Below are 16,094 nucleotides of genomic sequence, written 5' to 3' on the forward strand. Positions count from 1 at the left end.
AATATAGAGCGCAAAGGAGGCGCCTACAAAGATTAAATTTATTGCGAATTGACTCATGCCAATTACTCCTCTACACCAAACTCTTTATCTAACTTATTCATCTTCCAGGCATAAATAAAGATGATAGCAATAAAGGTAATAATTGAACCTTGCTGGGCGAACCAAAAGCCAAGATCTGTTCCGCCAACATGAATGCCGGCAAGTAATGGGCGAAGCAAAATTGCAAAACCATAAGATACTAAAGCCCATACAAACAGGCTTATTGTTATGTAGCGCAGGTTTGCGCTCCAGTAGGCGGCGGCATTCTTGTCATGTTCTGCCATAATCGTGTCTCCTTTAGTTTATTTTTTATCGAGCCATCTTAATCTAGCAGTACTAAGCCAAGGCGCTAGCCCGACTTTAGTCGAAGGTACAGAGGGGATTATTGACATAACAGCAGAACGCCATCACAGTTAGTAAATAACGTATTATGGAGAACCTTGTGGCAGCGTGGATTGTAGCCTTATTGGCGCTAGTATATGTTGGCGGCTTATTTCTTATTGCTAATTGGGGTGAGCGGCATGCTGATGACAAGCTGATACGAAAGTATGGGGGGCTTATTTATAGCTTAGCCCTTGCTGTGTACTGTACGTCCTGGACTTACTATGGTGCTGTTGGATCTGCGGTAACCCGCGGTTGGGACTATATCCCGATTTATCTGGGGCCTATTCTGCTGTTTATTTTTGCTCAACCTTTTTTGTTTAAACTGCTGTATGTCTCGAAAAAGCAAAACGTTACGTCAATCGCCGATTTTATTTCTGCCCGTTATGGTAAACGCAAAAATATCGCCATGTTGGCCGCCATTACTTGTCTGGTGGTGGTGGTGCCTTATATCGCACTGCAGTTAAAAGCCGTGGCAGGCTCTTATCAAGTATTATTAGGTGGTGATTTTACCGACGACAGCCCGCACTGGTATCAGGACAGTGCTTTACTCAGCGCCGCTGCTATGGCGTTTTTTGCCATTTTATTTGGTACCCGCAAGCTACATCTAACTGAGCAAAATCGCGGCGTTATGGTGGCTATCGCCTTTGAATCAGTGGTTAAGTTGTTTGCGCTGATGACGCTGGCTATTGCTGTGTATGTGTTTATTTTAGATAAAGACCAAAACGTTTTGCAGGCCTTTGTCCAGCATGCCAGTGTGCAACAGGCGCAAGTCAGTACCTCGGGCACGGTAGAATTTATCGTGAAAACCCTGCTGGCGATGGCGGCGGTGTTTTTACTGCCCAGGCAGTTTCATGTTGCCTTTGTGGAAAACGTGTCCCACAACCACCTGCGTCAAGCCAGGCGTTGGTTTACTGGCTATTTAGTGTTAGTCACCGTAGTGGTGATTCCTATTGCTGTGGCTGGCATGCAACTATTCCCAACAATGCTTAACCAGGCGGATAGTTTTGTGTTGTTAATTCCGGCACAATCCGGCTGGACGAGCCTTAGCGTTTTGGTGTTTATTGGTGGCTTTTCTGCAGCCACCTCGATGATTATTATTGCCACCTTGGCACTGAGCACCATGATCAGTAACGATGTGGTAATGCCGAGTTTATTGCAAACCAATAAATATAAAGGCATGCCGCAAGATTATAGCCTGCTGATTATTCTGGTACGCCGTGCCATGATTTTGCTGGTGATGGGCTTGTCCTATTTGTACTACAGCATGTTTGCCCGTAGCTATGAATTGGCTGAAACCGGCTTACTGGCTTTTGCTCTGGCGGTGCAACTGGCACCGGCAGTGATTGGTGGCTTGTATTGGCGCCGGGGTAATGCGTATGGCGTCTATCTGGGGTTGTCTGTAGGCTTAATTTTATGGTTTTTTACGCTGATGTTACCGCAACTGGTCAATGCTGGTGTGCTCAGTAGCGATATAATGCAACAAGGCTTGTTTGGTCAAAATTGGCTGTTACCCACTGCGATGTTTGGCCTCAATCTGGATAGCCTGAGCCACGGCGTCATTATATCACTTGGTTTTAACCTGCTGTGCTATGTGTTGGCTTCACTGCTAACCACAGTAAACCTGCAAGACAGATTGCAGGCGGTGGCTTTTGTTAAACCTAATTTACCTATTGATCATCGCGATACACCGGCCAGGCGCATTCGCATTCATAACTCAGATCTTAAAATTTTACTGGAGCGGTTTGTGGGTACTCAGCGCGCGTCTGAGTGTTTGCTGGAGTTTGGCCGCAAGCAGCAACTTCAGCTGCAGCTGGATGATTTACCCAGTGTCGGCCTGGTAGAGCATGTCGAGCGTGAACTGGCGGGGGTCATTGGTACCTCATCAGCCTCAGCTATGGTTAATGCCGTTTTAGAAGGCCGGCAGCTGGCCTTTGAAGATGTGGTTACCTTGTTTGATGACACGACACAGGCGATTCAGTTTTCCAGGAAAATTTTATTCTCAACGCTTGAGCATTTAAGTCAGGGCGTCAGTGTGGTTGACCGTGAGTTAAAACTGGTAGCCTGGAATAAAGCTTATCTGGAAATGTTTAATTATCCTGAGGGTATGGTGCGGGTAGGCCGGCCAGTGGCGGATATAGTTCGGTTGAATGCCGAACGAGGTTTATGTGGCCCTGGCTCGGCAGAGGAGCATGTGGAAAAACGCATTATGCATATGCAAAAAGGCACCGCTCATGTGTTTCAGCGGGTGCGGCCTGATGGTAAGGTCATTGAAATGCGTGGTAACCCTATCCCCGGTGGCGGCTTTGTCACCAGCTTCACTGACATCTCTGAGCACGTCGCAGCGGTTCAGGCGTTGGCTGAGGCTAAACAGTACTTAGAACACCGCGTGCAGGAACGCACTCAGACCATTTCTGATATTAATCAGGAATTGTTGGCAGAGGTGGGGCGGCGTCGCGAAACCGAGCAACAATTATTGCAGGCTAAAGCCGAAGCTGAGCGGGCCAATGCTTCTAAAACCCGTTTTCTGGCGTTGGCCAGCCACGACATTTTACAGCCGTTGAATGCAGCGCGTTTGTTTACTGCCGCGCTGGGAGGCGCCAGTGAGCAAGCGCAACGCAATGCCATTTTAAGCCAGCTGGATAATTCGCTTAAAGCCTCTGAGGAACTTATCTCAACCTTGCTGGAAATTGCCAAGCTGGATGATGGTAAGTTATCGCCTGATGTGCAGCCGGTAGCAATGAATGAGTTATTGCTGCAATTAGCTGATGAATACAGCTTACTGGCCAGTCAGAAAGGCTTAACCCTGAAGGTGCGGGGATGCGACTATCTGGTGCAGACCGATGCCATGTATCTAAGGCGGATCCTGCAAAACCTGCTGTCAAATGCCATCAAATATACGGTGTCGGGAAAAGTCTTACTGGGGTGTCGCAAGCGCAATGAAAAACTAGTATTACAGGTATGGGATAGCGGCCCAGGTATTGTCAGTCAGGATTTAGCCCGGATTTTTGAAGATTTTTACCGTATTGATGCTACAGCAAAAGGCCAGCAGGGCGTGGGATTAGGTTTGGGCGTAGTGCACCGGATGGCGAAATTACTGGGACATCCGCTGAGCGTGCGTTCCTGGCCGGGTAAGGGCACTTTATTTAGTATTAGTCTGCCCTTAGCTAAGCAGGTTGCGCGCCAGCAAATCATGCTAGACAAGCCATTACAGCAACGCCCGGTACCGGGCCTGAGTGTGGTTTGTGTCGATGATGATGCGGCTAATCTGGCGGCGCTGAAAATCTTACTACAGCAATGGCAAATAGCTGAAGTGGACTGTTTTTATGATGATAAAGCCTTACTGGAGTATGCTGCTTCGCATCCGGCGCCGGATGTACTGCTGATTGACTACCAGCTGGGTCAGCAATTAAACGGTCTGGACTTATACCAGCAAATCAAACCGCACTGGGGGGCAGTGCAGGGCATATTGGTGTCGGCGTCACCTCAGGCTGATTTAGCTGCCAGAGCCAAAGCAGAAGGGTTACTGTTTTTAGCTAAACCTATTAAACCCGGTGCGCTTAGAGCCAGTTTAAATCATTTTAAAATGTTAAAGCGCGCAGCAGAATAGCAACGCTAGCTAATGTTGCGCCATTGCGCGGTCAACCGGTGGTTCCAGTGTCAGCCGCTGCGCCTGGATCACCACCTGGGTGCGGTTGGTGCAGCCTAACTTTCTGAAGATAGCAGTAATATGCGCTTTGACTGTGGCTTCAGAGATATGTAAGTCGTAGGCAATTTGTTTATTTAGCCAACCTTCGGTCAAATAATACAATACCTTATATTGTTGCTGGGTAAGCTGGGCGACGCGGGCGGCTAAGTCTAAATCCTGATCGTCAGGCTGTTGTTGTAACAAGGTCTGGCGTAAGCGCGCCGGTACCCATAATTCACCTTGCAACACCGCATTTAATGCAGTGCTGATATCCTGCGGGTTGGCTGACTTTGGCACATAGGCTGAGGCACCAAAAGCCATTACTCTGCGGATCACGTCTAAATCTTCGCTGGCGGATATCACCACTATCGGCAAGCTGGGGTAATTTTTCCGCAGTTGAATTAAGCCTAAAAAACCGCAGTTACCTGGCATATGTAAATCCAGTAACAATAAGTCGGTATCAGGGTGTTGTTCTAAGGCGGCACAGGTGCTTTCAAAACTGTCTGTTTCAATGGTGGCTTTGGTACTAAAGGTCGAGCTAATGGCATTTATCAGTGCATTTCGAAATAGTGGGTGATCATCGGCAACGATTAGTTTGGCCATGGTAACTCTCCGGTTAAACCAGTAATTATTATAATGATAAAGGCCGCAATAGCGGCCTTTTCTGTAGCGACTAACATAAATAGCGATCAGTATAGTCGCTACACTGCCTTACTTACGATTTAAACGGTTATTTACTAAAAATTCAACCACTGATGGATCAGCAAGCGTAGAAATATCACCTAACTGATCATGTTCATTGGCGGCAATTTTACGCAAAATACGCCGCATAATTTTGCCAGAGCGGGTTTTTGGTAAACCCGATGGCGCCCACTGCACCAGATCCGGTGTGGCGATGGGCGATATTTCTTCCCGTACCCAGTTACGTATGGCTTTAGTTAAATCGTCACTAGGCTCCACACCCACTCTTGGCGTGACATAAACATAAATACCCTGACCTTTAATGTCATGTGGATAACCGACCACAGCCGCCTCGGCAATGGCCTCATGTGCCACCAGGCAGCTTTCAATTTCAGCGGTGCCCAAGCGGTGACCAGATATATTTAACACGTCATCCACGCGGCCGGTAAGCCAAAAGTAGCCATCTTCATCACATTTAGCACCGTCACCGGTAAAATAATAGCCTGGGTAGGTACTAAAATAGGTTTGCTCAAAGCGTTCATGATCGCCAAACACGGTGCGCATTTGCCCAGGCCAGCTGTCAGTAATCACCAGATTGCCCTCGCACACGCCGCTGAGTAAGTTGCCGTCGTTATCTACAATAGCCGGCTTTACACCAAAAAACGGACGTGTGGCGGAGCCGGGTTTAAGTGCTGTGGCGCCAGGCAACGGCGTAATTAAAATGCCGCCCGTTTCAGTTTGCCACCAGGTATCGACAATAGGGCACTGGCCCTTACCCACTTTATCATAGTACCAGTACCAGGCTTCCGGGTTTATCGGCTCTCCGACGCTGCCAAGCACCTTCAGTGAGCTTAAATCGGCACCCTCTACCGGTGCATCACCATGCGCCATCAGCGCACGAATAGCGGTGGGTGCTGTGTATAAGATATTTACCTGATATTTATCTACAATCTGCGCGATGCGTTTTACGCTGGGGTAGGTGGGTACACCCTCAAATAACACACTGCTTGCGCCATTGGCCAGCGGGCCGTAAATAATATAGCTGTGACCGGTAACCCAGCCAATATCAGCAGCACACCAGTAAATATCGCCCTCATGGTAATCGAATACATATTGATGGGTCATAGCGGCGTACAACAAATAGCCGCCAGTGGTGTGCAACACCCCTTTGGGTTTGCCGGTCGAGCCGGAGGTATAGAGAATAAACAGCGGATCTTCAGCACTCATTGGTTCCGGTGGGCAATCCGCTGTTTGCTGTTGCATGATGTCGTGATACCAGACATCTCGCCCGGTATGAAAATCAATGTTTTTGCCAACATGTTTGATGACTATGACGTGTTGAACCGGGCTATCCTCACCCAGATGGCCAAGAGCAATATCAGTATTATCTTTTAAGTGGGTGGCGCGACTACCACGTAGTGCCTGATCTGAGGTAATCACCAGCTTAGAGTCGCAATCATGAACACGGCTACCCAAGGCATCAGGCGAAAAACCAGCAAATACCACTGAGTGCACGGCACCTATACGGGCACAGGCTAATAAGGCTACTGCTGCCTCCGGGATCATAGGCAGGTAAATGGTCACTCTGTCACCTTTGCCTACTCCCAGAGCTTTCATGCCGTTGGCTAATTTGCACACCTGGCTGTGTAATTCGGCGTAAGTAACGGTTTTTTGTACGCCGGGTTCATCACCTTCCCAATAATAGGCCACCTGATTTGCCCGCTCGGGTAAATGGCGGTCAAGACAGTTGACACTGGCATTTAATACGCCATCAGCAAACCAGTTGATATGTACATTACCTAAAGTAAAGCTGGTGTCTTTCACTTTGCTGTAGGGTGTTATCCAGTCCAGACGTTTGCCTTGCTCATCCCAGAAGGCTTCAGGTTGCTCAATAGATTGCTTATACATCTGCTGGTATTGCTGATCGGTGATCAGGGTTCTGCTTTTTGCCTGCTCGGGCACCGGATAAAGGCTTAAATGTGACATAAGAGTTCCTGTGACAAATTAATCAACTAGTTAAGTACTTTCTATAGAAGCTGGGACCTAAAAGGAATTAGACCATAGTCTAGACAATAGTCTTAGCATATGCGAACTGCGACTAATGGCTAATTGCGGATCGAGAAGTTGTCGACCACAGTGTTTGTATCTAACAGCGTACCTACAAAACATTATAATAATGATGGAGAGCAACAGATGATTCAAAACCGCATCAATACCACCCTGGCCACTGCAATCAGTCTGGCATTACTCAGTGGTGCAGCCAATGCCAGCTCTGGCTTTAGCATGGGTGATACTACTGTAACCTTTGGCGGCTTTATCAAGCTAGACATGATGTACACCGAGTCTGACGGCGAAATTGCCGCTGTTGGCCGGGATTTTTACATACCAGCTCTGACACCTATTGGCGGTTCTTCTACGGGACGTTTTGACGCCCATGCCCGTCAATCACGGTTTTTCTTTGGAACCTCAACCGATATGGGTAATGGTGAAAAAGTTACCGGCCGTCTTGAATTTGATATGATGACCAGCCCCAGCGGTGATGAACGTATAACCAATGCCTATACACCAGTTCTTAGGCATGCTTTTATGAGTTATCGCAACTGGACCATAGGGCAGACCTGGTCCAACTTTATGGATTTACAATCTTTACCAGATACGCTGGATTTTGTTGGTAACCCGGATGCCGCTGTGTTCGTCAGACAAGCCCAGGTTCGTTATACCTCAGGTAATTTCTCGGCAGCAGTGGAAAACCCTGAAAGCACCATTACCCCATTTTCTGGTGGTGCCAGAATTACTACTGATGCCAATAAGTTGCCCGATGTGACTCTGGCTTATAACTTCAAAACTGAGCAAGCTTCATTCCGGCTGGCCGGTTTGCTGCGGCAAATCGCCATCGATGGTACCCATTCTGGTGTAGCTTACTCTGATGAGGTCTCGGGCTATGGTGTATCTTTCAGTGGTAAATTTAACCTGAGCAATAAAAATGATATCCGCTTTACGCTTAATCACGGTAAGGGCTTAGGCCGTTATGTAGGCCTGAACACTATTAACGATGCCGTCTTAGATGCCAATAACAGTGCCGCAGGGTTAGAAGCCATCACCGCCAGTAGTTTTTCGGTGGCTTATCGTCATTTATGGAATGACCAATGGCGTTCTACTTTTTTGTATTCAGCGCTAACTGCGGATAATAAAACCAATTTAACCGGAACAGCGGTGACGTCTTCAACCCACAGCTATAGTGTTAATGCCTTATACCAATTTAACCCCAAGTTTATGATGGGTATTGAGTATAAATTTGCTAACCGTGAAATTGAATCCGGCTTAAATGGTGATATGCATCGTATTCAATTTAGTGCCAAGTACGATTTTTAACGGTTCCGCCTTGCTTTTAAAAAGTTGCCATATAAAAAAAGCCAGCATTTAGCTGGCTTTTTTATTGGAACAAGCGATTTTAATCGGCTTTTTCCGGTTTGGTCATAGGAGCACTAGCCGCTTGCCGGGCAAAGGCTGATCCGGCCTGGCGCCCTGTGCTTTCAAATGCAGGGCGCTCTGCGGCGGTCACTGCCGGTTGCGTTTCGCTATCACTGCTCACCGCTTGCGGTTTGGCCATATCAGCCACAACCATATTACCAAAACGGCTACGAGGTGCGGCGGCCGGTTTTGCCTTTTCCTCTGCTTTTGCAACAACAGGCTCGGCAGCTGTTACGGCTGCTGGTGCCGGCTCAGCTTTTACTGGCTCAGTGCTTACTGGTTTAGGTATAACTGGCTCAGATTGAGCTGTTTCAGCAGCTACAGTTACCGTTTCAGCAACTACTGGTGCAGTAACAGGGGCAGTAACGGGGGCTTCAGCCGCGGCTGCCGGCGCTGGTGTTATCGCAGGCTCTGCCACGACAGTGTTATCTGTAACAGGTTCAGCTACAACAGACTCTGCAGTAGCGTCAGCTACAACTTCATCAGCTTTAGCGGGTTTACGCCGACTGCGGCTGCGGGCAGGTTTTTTAACCACGGCAGCGGTTTCAGTCTCTGCAGCAACGGTAGCTGAGGCCTCAGTGGTAACGGTTGCGTCAGCCGTTGTTTCAGCATTGGCCTGTACCACAGCTTCAGCAGGTGCTTCAGTTGTGGCCTCAAGGCTGCTATCTGCGCTGGAGGCTTCATCTTGTGACTGCTCTTTTTTACGTTTTTGCCCCGCGGCACGTAAATGACGTGGTGAGCGGCGATTACGGCTGCGATTTTCAGCTGGCTCTGCGCTGTCATCATTGTCCTGTGCTGGCTCAGGACTATCTGCAGCAGCGATCACTTCAGAGCTGGACACGTCAGTGTTTAGCACTGGAGTGTGTTCTGCTGTCTGTACTGTCGTTTCTGCAACCAGGGTTTGGGCAACAGTAGTTTCAACCTGAGCGGGTTTTACCTCGTCCGTCGTTACTACAGGCTCTACTGCAGCTTGTTTCAGTTCATCTACCACCTTGGCCAGGCGCACTGAGCGCTGCAGGTTACGGCGTTGACGGCGTTCAGCGGCGACCGTGCGCTGCGGTGGCTCTTGTTCAGAGTGGTCGATATCCTGTTTCAGCTCTGCAGAAACACGCTCAGCTTGTGGCTTTTTAGGCTCTTGCGGGCGGGCAGGGCGCGATTGAGCCGCTCTGTCCTGACGTGGTTCATTACGCTCAGCACGTTCAGTACGCTCTGTGCGCTCAGGGCGTTCCTGGCGCTCAGGTTTAGCCTGGCTACGCTCATCAGTTGTTGCCGCTTTATCTGCTTGTTCCGGACGGCGACGTTTGTTGTTGCGACGACGGTTATTGTCACGATCCGCATCACGATGGCGATTAGCGTCACGGCTGCCATCACGATTAGCTGCTGGCTGCCCTTTGTTTGTCGGGCGAGTGGTGCTGCTGGTGGCGTTATCGGTGGTTGGGCTGCTGGCGAACAGGCTGCTAAACCACTGGCTTAAGCGGCTGAATAAACCTGGCTCATTGGCAGCAGGACTGCTGGCCACCGCTTTAGGTTGTGCTGCAGATTCTGCTTTATCGCTGACACTTTGCGCCATATTAATTGCAGAGATAGCCGGTTTTTCTTTTACCGTCTCAGTGCTGGGGTGGTAGAGCTTGCTGGTCACCTCAGGTGCTTTAGGTAGGGTATAACTGGCTTCTTCGACTTCTTCGTCTAAGCGCACCCGTGATACTTCGTAATTAGGGGTTTCCAGGTGCTCGTTAGGAATAATAAACACCTGAATACCGTTACGTTTTTCAATACGGCGCACACCTTCGCGTTTTTCATTCATTAAATAGGTCGCAACGGAAATTGGCACCTGCGCATGAATTTGGCTGGTGTTATCTTTAATAGCTTCTTCTTCGATCAAGCGCAAGATAGATAACGCAGAGGATTCAATGCTGCGGATAGTGCCACGACCATGACAACGCGGGCAAACATGACCGGCTGATTCACCCAGCGACGGGCGTAAGCGTTGCCGTGACATTTCCAGCAAGCCAAAGCGGGAAATCCGGCCAATTTGTACCCGGGCGCGATCTTGCTTTACGGCATCTTTTAAGCGGTTTTCCACTTCACGTTGATGGCGCACTGGCGTCATGTCAATAAAGTCGATAACAATCAGACCGCCTAAGTCACGTAAGCGTAACTGACGGGCAATTTCATCGGCGGCTTCTAAGTTGGTATTAAAGGCGGTTTCTTCAATATCGCCACCCTTAGTTGCCTTGGAGGAGTTGATATCAATCGCAGTCAGCGCTTCAGTGCTGTCGATAACAATAGAGCCGCCTGAGGGCAGGCGAACTTCACGGCGAAAGGCCGTTTCAATCTGGGTTTCGATCTGGTAATGCATAAACAGCGGCACTTCACCAGAATACATTTTTACCCGGTGGGCAAAATCCGGGCGGAATTGCTGAATATAGACCTTGGCTTCTTCAAAAATCTTCGGATTATCAATGAGGATTTCACCGACATCGCGGCGCAGATAATCGCGAATAGCGCGGAAGACCACGTTGCTTTCCTGATGGATTAAAAAAGGTGAGGAGCGCTTAGCGGCTTCTTCAGTAATGGCCGACCAATGCTTTAACAGCGCTTTTAAGTCGTAATCCAGTTCTTCATAGGATTTGCCCACACCTGCCGTGCGAACAATTAAACCCATGCCATCAGGCATAGCAAGCTGGCCCAGCGAGTCTTTCAGCTCCTGACGCTCATCACCTTCAATGCGACGGGAAATGCCACCAGCGCGTGGGTTATTTGGCATCAGTACCAGGTAAGAACCTGCCAGACTGATAAAGGTCGTGAGGGCGGCACCTTTCTGGCCACGCTCTTCTTTATCAATTTGGATGATCACTTCCTGACCTTCTTTAACCACTTCCTTGATATTAGGACGGCCATCGAAGTGGTAACCAGACGGGAAATATTCGCGGGAAATTTCTTTTAATGGCAGAAAGCCGTGACGATCAGCGCCGTAATCAACAAAGGCGGCTTCCAGGCTGGGTTCAACTCGGGTGATTTTACCTTTGTAAATGTTCGCTTTTTTTTGTTCATGGCCCGGACTTTCAATATCCAGATCATATAATTTTTGGCCATCGACCAGGGCTACGCGGATTTCTTCTTCCTGCGTGGCATTTATTAGCATTCTTTTCATTGTTGGGTGACTCGTTATGCAGCCATAACCCAACGCAACCGGTATCCGGGTGTGCAGACGTTATCAAACACTACTAATGCACAGTCTCACGACTGGGAGGCTTGAGGGAACTATGTTGTTACTAGTTACAGTATTAGCAGCCAGTGTGCAGTTGGCGCACCGGCAGTTGCAGCTGTTTTCGTTTTTATCTGTCACACATCGCCATGTAGCGCTGCGTTATCGCAAATCTTTTCCATGCTCTGTTGACTGGAAAGGCTGTTTTGCCGGTGTTGGTAATAAATTACTCAGCATCACCTCAGGCAAATGGCAGTGTTTAACGTTAGAGGTATAAAAAACGTTGGTTTTCACCACGATTTCGGTATGATCACATCCCCTGACGGTGCCGCACCCTTTCTCTTATGTCACTTGGAGCGCCCTAATTGCCAGTTTTTGGCAGAATTAGCCGGATGATTATCCCACTAATAGCTGCCGGATAGCAACTTAAATGTAAGCTTAGCAGAGTATTTAGAATCCATGGCTGACGAAATCAAATTACCAATACAATTAATTGAAATAGAAAGTGATTTTATTGGTCAACGCATAGACAATTTTTTAATTGCCCGGCTCAGAGGCGTGCCTAAAAGTGTGATTTATCGGGTTCTGCGAAAAGGTGAGGTGCGTGTCAACAAAAAACGCATCAAACCTGAATACAAACTGCAGGAGAACGATGTCGTTAGGGTGCCGCCATTAACGGTCGCCGCCGAGCCAGATGCGGTATCGGTAAAGTTATCTTTAGTGCAGCAGCTGGAACAGCACATTCTGTATGAAGATGCCGATTTAATTGTGCTGAACAAGCCCTCAGGCATGGCGGTGCATGGTGGCAGTGGTTTGCAGTTTGGCGTCATAGAAGCGTTACGCGCCCTTCGGCCACAGGCGAAGAGTCTGGAACTGGTGCACCGGCTGGACAGAGATACCTCAGGCTGTCTACTTATCGCCAAAAAACGCTCGGCGTTAACTGCTTTGCATGCTCAGCTGCGCGATAAAACGGTAGAGAAAAAATATTGGGCGCTGGTGGCCGGTGATTGGGATAACAAGGTGCGTAAAGTGACCGATGCGCTGCGTAAAAACACCCTGCAATCGGGGGAGCGGGTAGTCAAGGTCGATGAAGTGGGCGGTAAGCCATCAGAAACGCGCTTTCGTATTTTACAACGCTACCAGCAAGGTACCTTAGTTGAGGCCTTTCCGGTGACCGGCCGTACCCATCAAATCCGGGTGCATACGGCATGCAAAGGCCATCCTATCGCCTGCGATGATAAATACGGTGATAACCATTTTAGCCAACAGATGCAGCAACTTGGCTTACAGCGGTTATTTTTGCATGCGAAAATTTTAAGTTTTGTACACCCGGGCACCCAAACAACCATAAGAATTGAAGCGCCGCTGGATCAACAACTGGCGGATGCCCTTAGTAAACTGACGAGAAAATAATATGTTTGAAATGCAGTCAGAAGTTAAATTAGTGGTGTTTGACTGGGACGGCACAGTCATGGATTCAGTGGGGCGTATAGTGTCATCGATGCAGGCCGCGGCCAGGCTGACCGACTTAGCGGTACCCAGTGCCTTTGCTGTCAAACAGATTATTGGTTTGAGTTTAGATCCGGCTTTTGATCAGTTATTCCCCTTTGCCACTGCCGGGCAACGTGCCCAGCTGTTTGAGCACTACCGTGAGCAATACGTGCAATTGGACCCGACTCCTTCGCCTTTATTCAACGGGGCCGAGCAGTTGTTGCAACAACTGGCCAATAACAATATTTTACTGGCGGTGGCCACCGGTAAGGCCCGTAAAGGCTTAGACCGCATGTTTGCCGACACCGGCCTGGCACCATATTTTGTTACCAGTCGCTGTGCCGATGAAGCCCGCTCTAAACCTGATCCGGATATGCTCAGCCAAATTCTGAAGCAATTAGCCTTAACACCCGAGCAGGCCATTATGGTCGGTGACACCAGTCATGATATGAAGATGGCGCAGGCCATTGCTATGCCACGGGTGGGCGTCACTCATGGCGCGCACAGTGCTGAGGTATTACGGCAATTTGCCCCAAAAGCCATTATCGACTCCTTACCTGAGCTGACGTTACATCTTAACTAGGGCAGTGGCTAAAGTCTCTGTTAGCTAAGCAATAGATTAACGCCTTCCTGTTGTAATAACTGAAATAAGCGTATCAAGGGTAAGCCAATCAGGCTGTTGGGGTCATCCCCCTCCAGCTTGCGAAATAAACTGATACCCAGGCCTTCGCTTTTAAAACTGCCGGCACAGTCAAACGGCTGCTCCTTATCAACATAAGCGGCTATTTCAGCCTGGCTCAGCGTTCTAAAGTGCACGGTAAAGGGGTCTACTATCAGCTGCTGCTGGCCGGTCAGGCTGTTAAACAGTGCCAGCCCGGTTAAAAAGCAAACGCTGTTGCCGCTAAAGCGGCTCAGCTGCGCAATAGCGGCGTCACGCTTAAGCGGTTTGCCAATAATGTCGTTTTCAAATAATGCGACCTGATCGGAGCCAATAATCAGTGCCGGCGCCGCTAACTGTCTGGCAACGGCCTGCGCCTTGGCCAAAGCCAGTCGTTGCACCAGGGCGTCTGCCGTTTCATGTGGCTTTGGCGTTTCATCGACCTTAGAGGCAAGGGTAGTAAATTGCGAAGTGAGTTTGGCTAACAGCGCCGCCCGGTATACCGAGGTCGACGCCAGTACCAAAGGTAAAGGGGCTGGGTGGGCCATGAAAGTCCTTAATAATAGCTGGCTTTATGTTATGCTGAGCGGCACTATAGCGCCTGTTGCTTACTGCTGCGAGATGGCAGTGATAAAATCGCTAAAAAACTACGCAATCCCTTTGACACTAAGGGTTGTGTTCTATATGATGCGCGCCTTATGCAAAAATTGAAAATACCTGTTACGCTGGATCCGGTGAAAGCCGCACAAAAACGTTCGAGTTACGACGGTATAGTGCCGCTAAGTAGTTTGACCCGGCTAACTGAAAGCCTGCTGGACCAGCAAGCTGATGTGGCAGTAAAAGTACAATGTGCAACTGATCAACAGGGGCTGGCGGTACTGCAAGGTACGGCGAGCTGCCAGGTGAGTGTTAGCTGCGAACGTTGTGGTGAGCCCATGACATTAGCGCTTAACTGTAGTTTTGCATACACCCCGGTAAAAGGGGACGATAGTGCGGCTTTGGAGTTGATTCCTGAGCGCTACGACGTGATTGTTCGTAACGAACACGGCGAAATTAATTTACGGCAGTTGGTTGAGGATGAACTCATTCTGGCTTTACCGTTGTTCCCAATGCATGATGAAGCCGATTGCGCGCTGAGTCAGGCGGCGATGAGCTTCGGAGATATAGGGCCTGAACCTGAAAAACCGAACCCCTTTGCCATACTGCAAGAATTGAAAAAAAAGTGATTTAGGAGAAATACAATGGCTGTTCAGCAAAACAAAAAATCTCGTGCACGTCGTGACATGCGTCGTTCACACGATGCGTTAACTGGCCCTACGCTGTCAGTTGATGCCACTACAGGTGAAACTCATCGTCGTCACCACATGACTGCCGATGGTTACTTCAAAGGTCGTAAAGTAAAGTAATACAGTTTGCACTTGGCCTTTGATGGTGACAAAGTGCAACCGCTAAAGCTAACTATAGCTTTAGATATGATGGGGGGCGATTTCGGCCCCCATTCTACAATTCCTGCCGCCCTGGCAGCGCTTGACGAATTCCCTGAACTGCATTTACACCTTTGTGGTGATCTGTCGCTATTAGAGCAGCAACTGCGTCTGAGCAATCATTTTCCCCATGCCAGAATAACGCTAATCGGCTCCGAGGCTGACGTCAGCATGGCTGACAAACCCTCAGTTGCCTTACGCAATAAGCGCCAATCTTCAATGCGACGTATGCTGGATTTAGTCGAGCAGGGGCAGGTGCAGGCCTGTGTCAGTGCCGGTAATACCGGTGCTTTAATGGCGATGGCGCACTATGTTTTAAAAATGCTGAACGGCTTAGAGCGGCCCGCTCTGGTCGGGGCCTTACCCAGCTGTAATGGCCAGCCGGTGTATATGCTGGATTTGGGCGCGACCGTTAACTGTGATGCTGATACCTTATTTCAGTTTGCGGTAATGGGTGCGGTGATGGCGGAAGAAGTGATGGGCATCAGCCGGCCTAAAGTCGCGTTGCTGAACATGGGTGAAGAAGAAATTAAAGGCTCAGATCAGATTAAGCGTGCCTCTTTGCTGTTGTCAGAGTGTAATGATATTAACTATATCGGTTACATAGAGGGCAATGATATTTTTTCTGGTAAGGCCGATGTGATTGTCTGCGATGGTTTTGTCGGTAATGTGGCCTTAAAAACCTGTGAGGGCGTGGCCAAGCTGATTCTGCGCCGGGTGGAGCAGAGTGCCCGGCAAAGTCTGAGCCGGCAATTACTCAGCTGGTTAATCAAACCTTTTATAAAAAGCCTTTATCAGGGCGTGAACCCCGACCACTATAATGGGGCAAGTCTGATAGGATTGCGCGGAATTGTAGTGAAAAGTCATGGAAATGCCAGTAAAGAGGCATTTCTCAGTGCCATCCGACAAGCAGTGCGCGAAGTTGAACATCAGGTGCCTGCAAAAATTAAACATCGGCTGGAACACGTTTTAATAGATAAAGCATAGGTCAGC

13 protein-coding genes are annotated in these 16,094 nt (G+C 48.9%); 8 read left to right on the top strand and 5 right to left on the bottom strand.

Annotated features, from left to right (window positions below):
• Positions 1-62: 62 nt before the first annotated feature.
• On the bottom strand, positions 63-323 hold the full coding sequence (locus tag V7D78_RS06715) for a DUF4212 domain-containing protein (protein WP_333607669.1): 261 nt from the start codon (positions 321-323) through the stop codon (positions 63-65).
• Between the two features lie 158 nt (positions 324-481).
• Between V7D78_RS06715 and V7D78_RS06720 the strand changes: the two genes are divergently transcribed.
• Positions 482-4,030, top strand: a complete 3,549-nt coding sequence (locus V7D78_RS06720) for a PAS domain-containing hybrid sensor histidine kinase/response regulator (protein WP_333607670.1) — start codon at positions 482-484, stop codon at positions 4,028-4,030.
• Between the two features lie 9 nt (positions 4,031-4,039).
• Here the strand turns inward: V7D78_RS06720 and V7D78_RS06725 are convergent, their stop codons facing one another.
• Positions 4,040-4,711, bottom strand: coding sequence for a response regulator transcription factor (locus V7D78_RS06725; RefSeq protein WP_333607671.1), 672 nt, complete (start codon positions 4,709-4,711; stop codon positions 4,040-4,042).
• A 108-nt stretch (positions 4,712-4,819) separates the two neighbouring features.
• Positions 4,820-6,775: an acetate--CoA ligase gene (gene acs, locus V7D78_RS06730; RefSeq protein ID WP_333607672.1), complete on the bottom strand. Its 1,956-nt coding sequence runs from the start codon at positions 6,773-6,775 to the stop codon at positions 4,820-4,822.
• Between the two features lie 207 nt (positions 6,776-6,982).
• Here acs and V7D78_RS06735 point away from each other — a divergent pair, with 207 nt between their 5' ends.
• On the top strand, positions 6,983-8,161 hold the full coding sequence (locus V7D78_RS06735; protein ID WP_333607673.1) for a DcaP family trimeric outer membrane transporter: 1,179 nt from the start codon (positions 6,983-6,985) through the stop codon (positions 8,159-8,161).
• Positions 8,162-8,240: 79 nt separating this feature from the next.
• Here V7D78_RS06735 and rne read toward each other — a convergent pair whose 3' ends face one another.
• Complete coding sequence (gene rne, locus V7D78_RS06740; RefSeq protein WP_333607674.1) at positions 8,241-11,414, bottom strand: ribonuclease E; 3,174 nt, start codon at positions 11,412-11,414, stop codon at positions 8,241-8,243.
• Between the two features lie 112 nt (positions 11,415-11,526).
• Between rne and V7D78_RS06745 the strand changes: the two genes are divergently transcribed.
• The 3 genes from V7D78_RS06745 (at position 11,527) to V7D78_RS06755 (ending at position 13,542) form a co-directional block, all read left to right on the top strand.
• A complete protein-coding gene (locus V7D78_RS06745) occupies positions 11,527-11,745 on the top strand; it encodes a hypothetical protein (protein WP_333607675.1) in 219 nt (72 codons plus the stop codon).
• A gap of 182 nt (positions 11,746-11,927) precedes the next feature.
• Entirely contained in the window at positions 11,928-12,881 is a 954-nt protein-coding gene (gene rluC / locus V7D78_RS06750; RefSeq protein WP_333607676.1) for a 23S rRNA pseudouridine(955/2504/2580) synthase RluC, read from the top strand.
• A gap of 1 nt (position 12,882) precedes the next feature.
• Positions 12,883-13,542, top strand: a complete 660-nt coding sequence (locus V7D78_RS06755) for an HAD-IA family hydrolase (protein ID WP_333607677.1) — start codon at positions 12,883-12,885, stop codon at positions 13,540-13,542.
• 20 nt (positions 13,543-13,562) lie between these two features.
• Here the strand turns inward: V7D78_RS06755 and V7D78_RS06760 are convergent, their stop codons facing one another.
• Positions 13,563-14,165, bottom strand: coding sequence for a Maf family protein (locus V7D78_RS06760; protein ID WP_333607678.1), 603 nt, complete (start codon positions 14,163-14,165; stop codon positions 13,563-13,565).
• A 150-nt stretch (positions 14,166-14,315) separates the two neighbouring features.
• On the opposite strand from V7D78_RS06760, the gene yceD reads away from it, so the two are divergent.
• The 3 genes from yceD to plsX all read left to right on the top strand — a co-directional run bounded on the left by yceD (position 14,316) and on the right by plsX (position 16,088).
• Complete coding sequence (gene yceD / locus V7D78_RS06765) at positions 14,316-14,843, top strand: 23S rRNA accumulation protein YceD (protein WP_333607679.1); 528 nt, start codon at positions 14,316-14,318, stop codon at positions 14,841-14,843.
• Positions 14,844-14,858: 15 nt separating this feature from the next.
• Complete coding sequence (gene rpmF, locus V7D78_RS06770; protein ID WP_333607680.1) at positions 14,859-15,023, top strand: 50S ribosomal protein L32; 165 nt, start codon at positions 14,859-14,861, stop codon at positions 15,021-15,023.
• Positions 15,024-15,089: 66 nt separating this feature from the next.
• The gene (gene plsX / locus V7D78_RS06775; protein ID WP_442886511.1) at positions 15,090-16,088 is read left to right on the top strand and encodes a phosphate acyltransferase PlsX; all 999 of its coding nucleotides are present in this window, start codon (positions 15,090-15,092) and stop codon (positions 16,086-16,088) included.
• The last annotated feature ends 6 nt before the right edge of the window (positions 16,089-16,094 follow it).

Source organism: Arsukibacterium sp. (assembly GCF_036735525.1).
In the GTDB taxonomy this organism is placed as follows: Bacteria; Pseudomonadota; Gammaproteobacteria; order Enterobacterales; family Alteromonadaceae; genus Alishewanella.

Excerpts from the sequence above, each read along its gene's own strand:
- V7D78_RS06715 (WP_333607669.1), bottom strand. The coding sequence starts at position 323 with ATGGCAGAACATGACAAGAATGCCGCCGCCTACTGGAGCGCAAACCTG.
- V7D78_RS06725 (WP_333607671.1), bottom strand. The coding sequence starts at position 4,711 with ATGGCCAAACTAATCGTTGCCGATGATCACCCACTATTTCGAAATGCA.
- acs (WP_333607672.1), bottom strand. The coding sequence starts at position 6,775 with ATGTCACATTTAAGCCTTTATCCGGTGCCCGAGCAGGCAAAAAGCAGA.
- V7D78_RS06735 (WP_333607673.1), top strand. The coding sequence starts at position 6,983 with ATGATTCAAAACCGCATCAATACCACCCTGGCCACTGCAATCAGTCTG.
- rne (WP_333607674.1), bottom strand. The coding sequence starts at position 11,414 with ATGAAAAGAATGCTAATAAATGCCACGCAGGAAGAAGAAATCCGCGTA.
- V7D78_RS06745 (WP_333607675.1), top strand. The coding sequence starts at position 11,527 with ATGTTGTTACTAGTTACAGTATTAGCAGCCAGTGTGCAGTTGGCGCAC.
- rluC (WP_333607676.1), top strand. The coding sequence starts at position 11,928 with ATGGCTGACGAAATCAAATTACCAATACAATTAATTGAAATAGAAAGT.
- V7D78_RS06755 (WP_333607677.1), top strand. The coding sequence starts at position 12,883 with ATGTTTGAAATGCAGTCAGAAGTTAAATTAGTGGTGTTTGACTGGGAC.
- V7D78_RS06760 (WP_333607678.1), bottom strand. The coding sequence starts at position 14,165 with ATGGCCCACCCAGCCCCTTTACCTTTGGTACTGGCGTCGACCTCGGTA.
- yceD (WP_333607679.1), top strand. The coding sequence starts at position 14,316 with ATGCAAAAATTGAAAATACCTGTTACGCTGGATCCGGTGAAAGCCGCA.
- rpmF (WP_333607680.1), top strand. The coding sequence starts at position 14,859 with ATGGCTGTTCAGCAAAACAAAAAATCTCGTGCACGTCGTGACATGCGT.
- plsX (WP_442886511.1), top strand. The coding sequence starts at position 15,090 with ATGATGGGGGGCGATTTCGGCCCCCATTCTACAATTCCTGCCGCCCTG.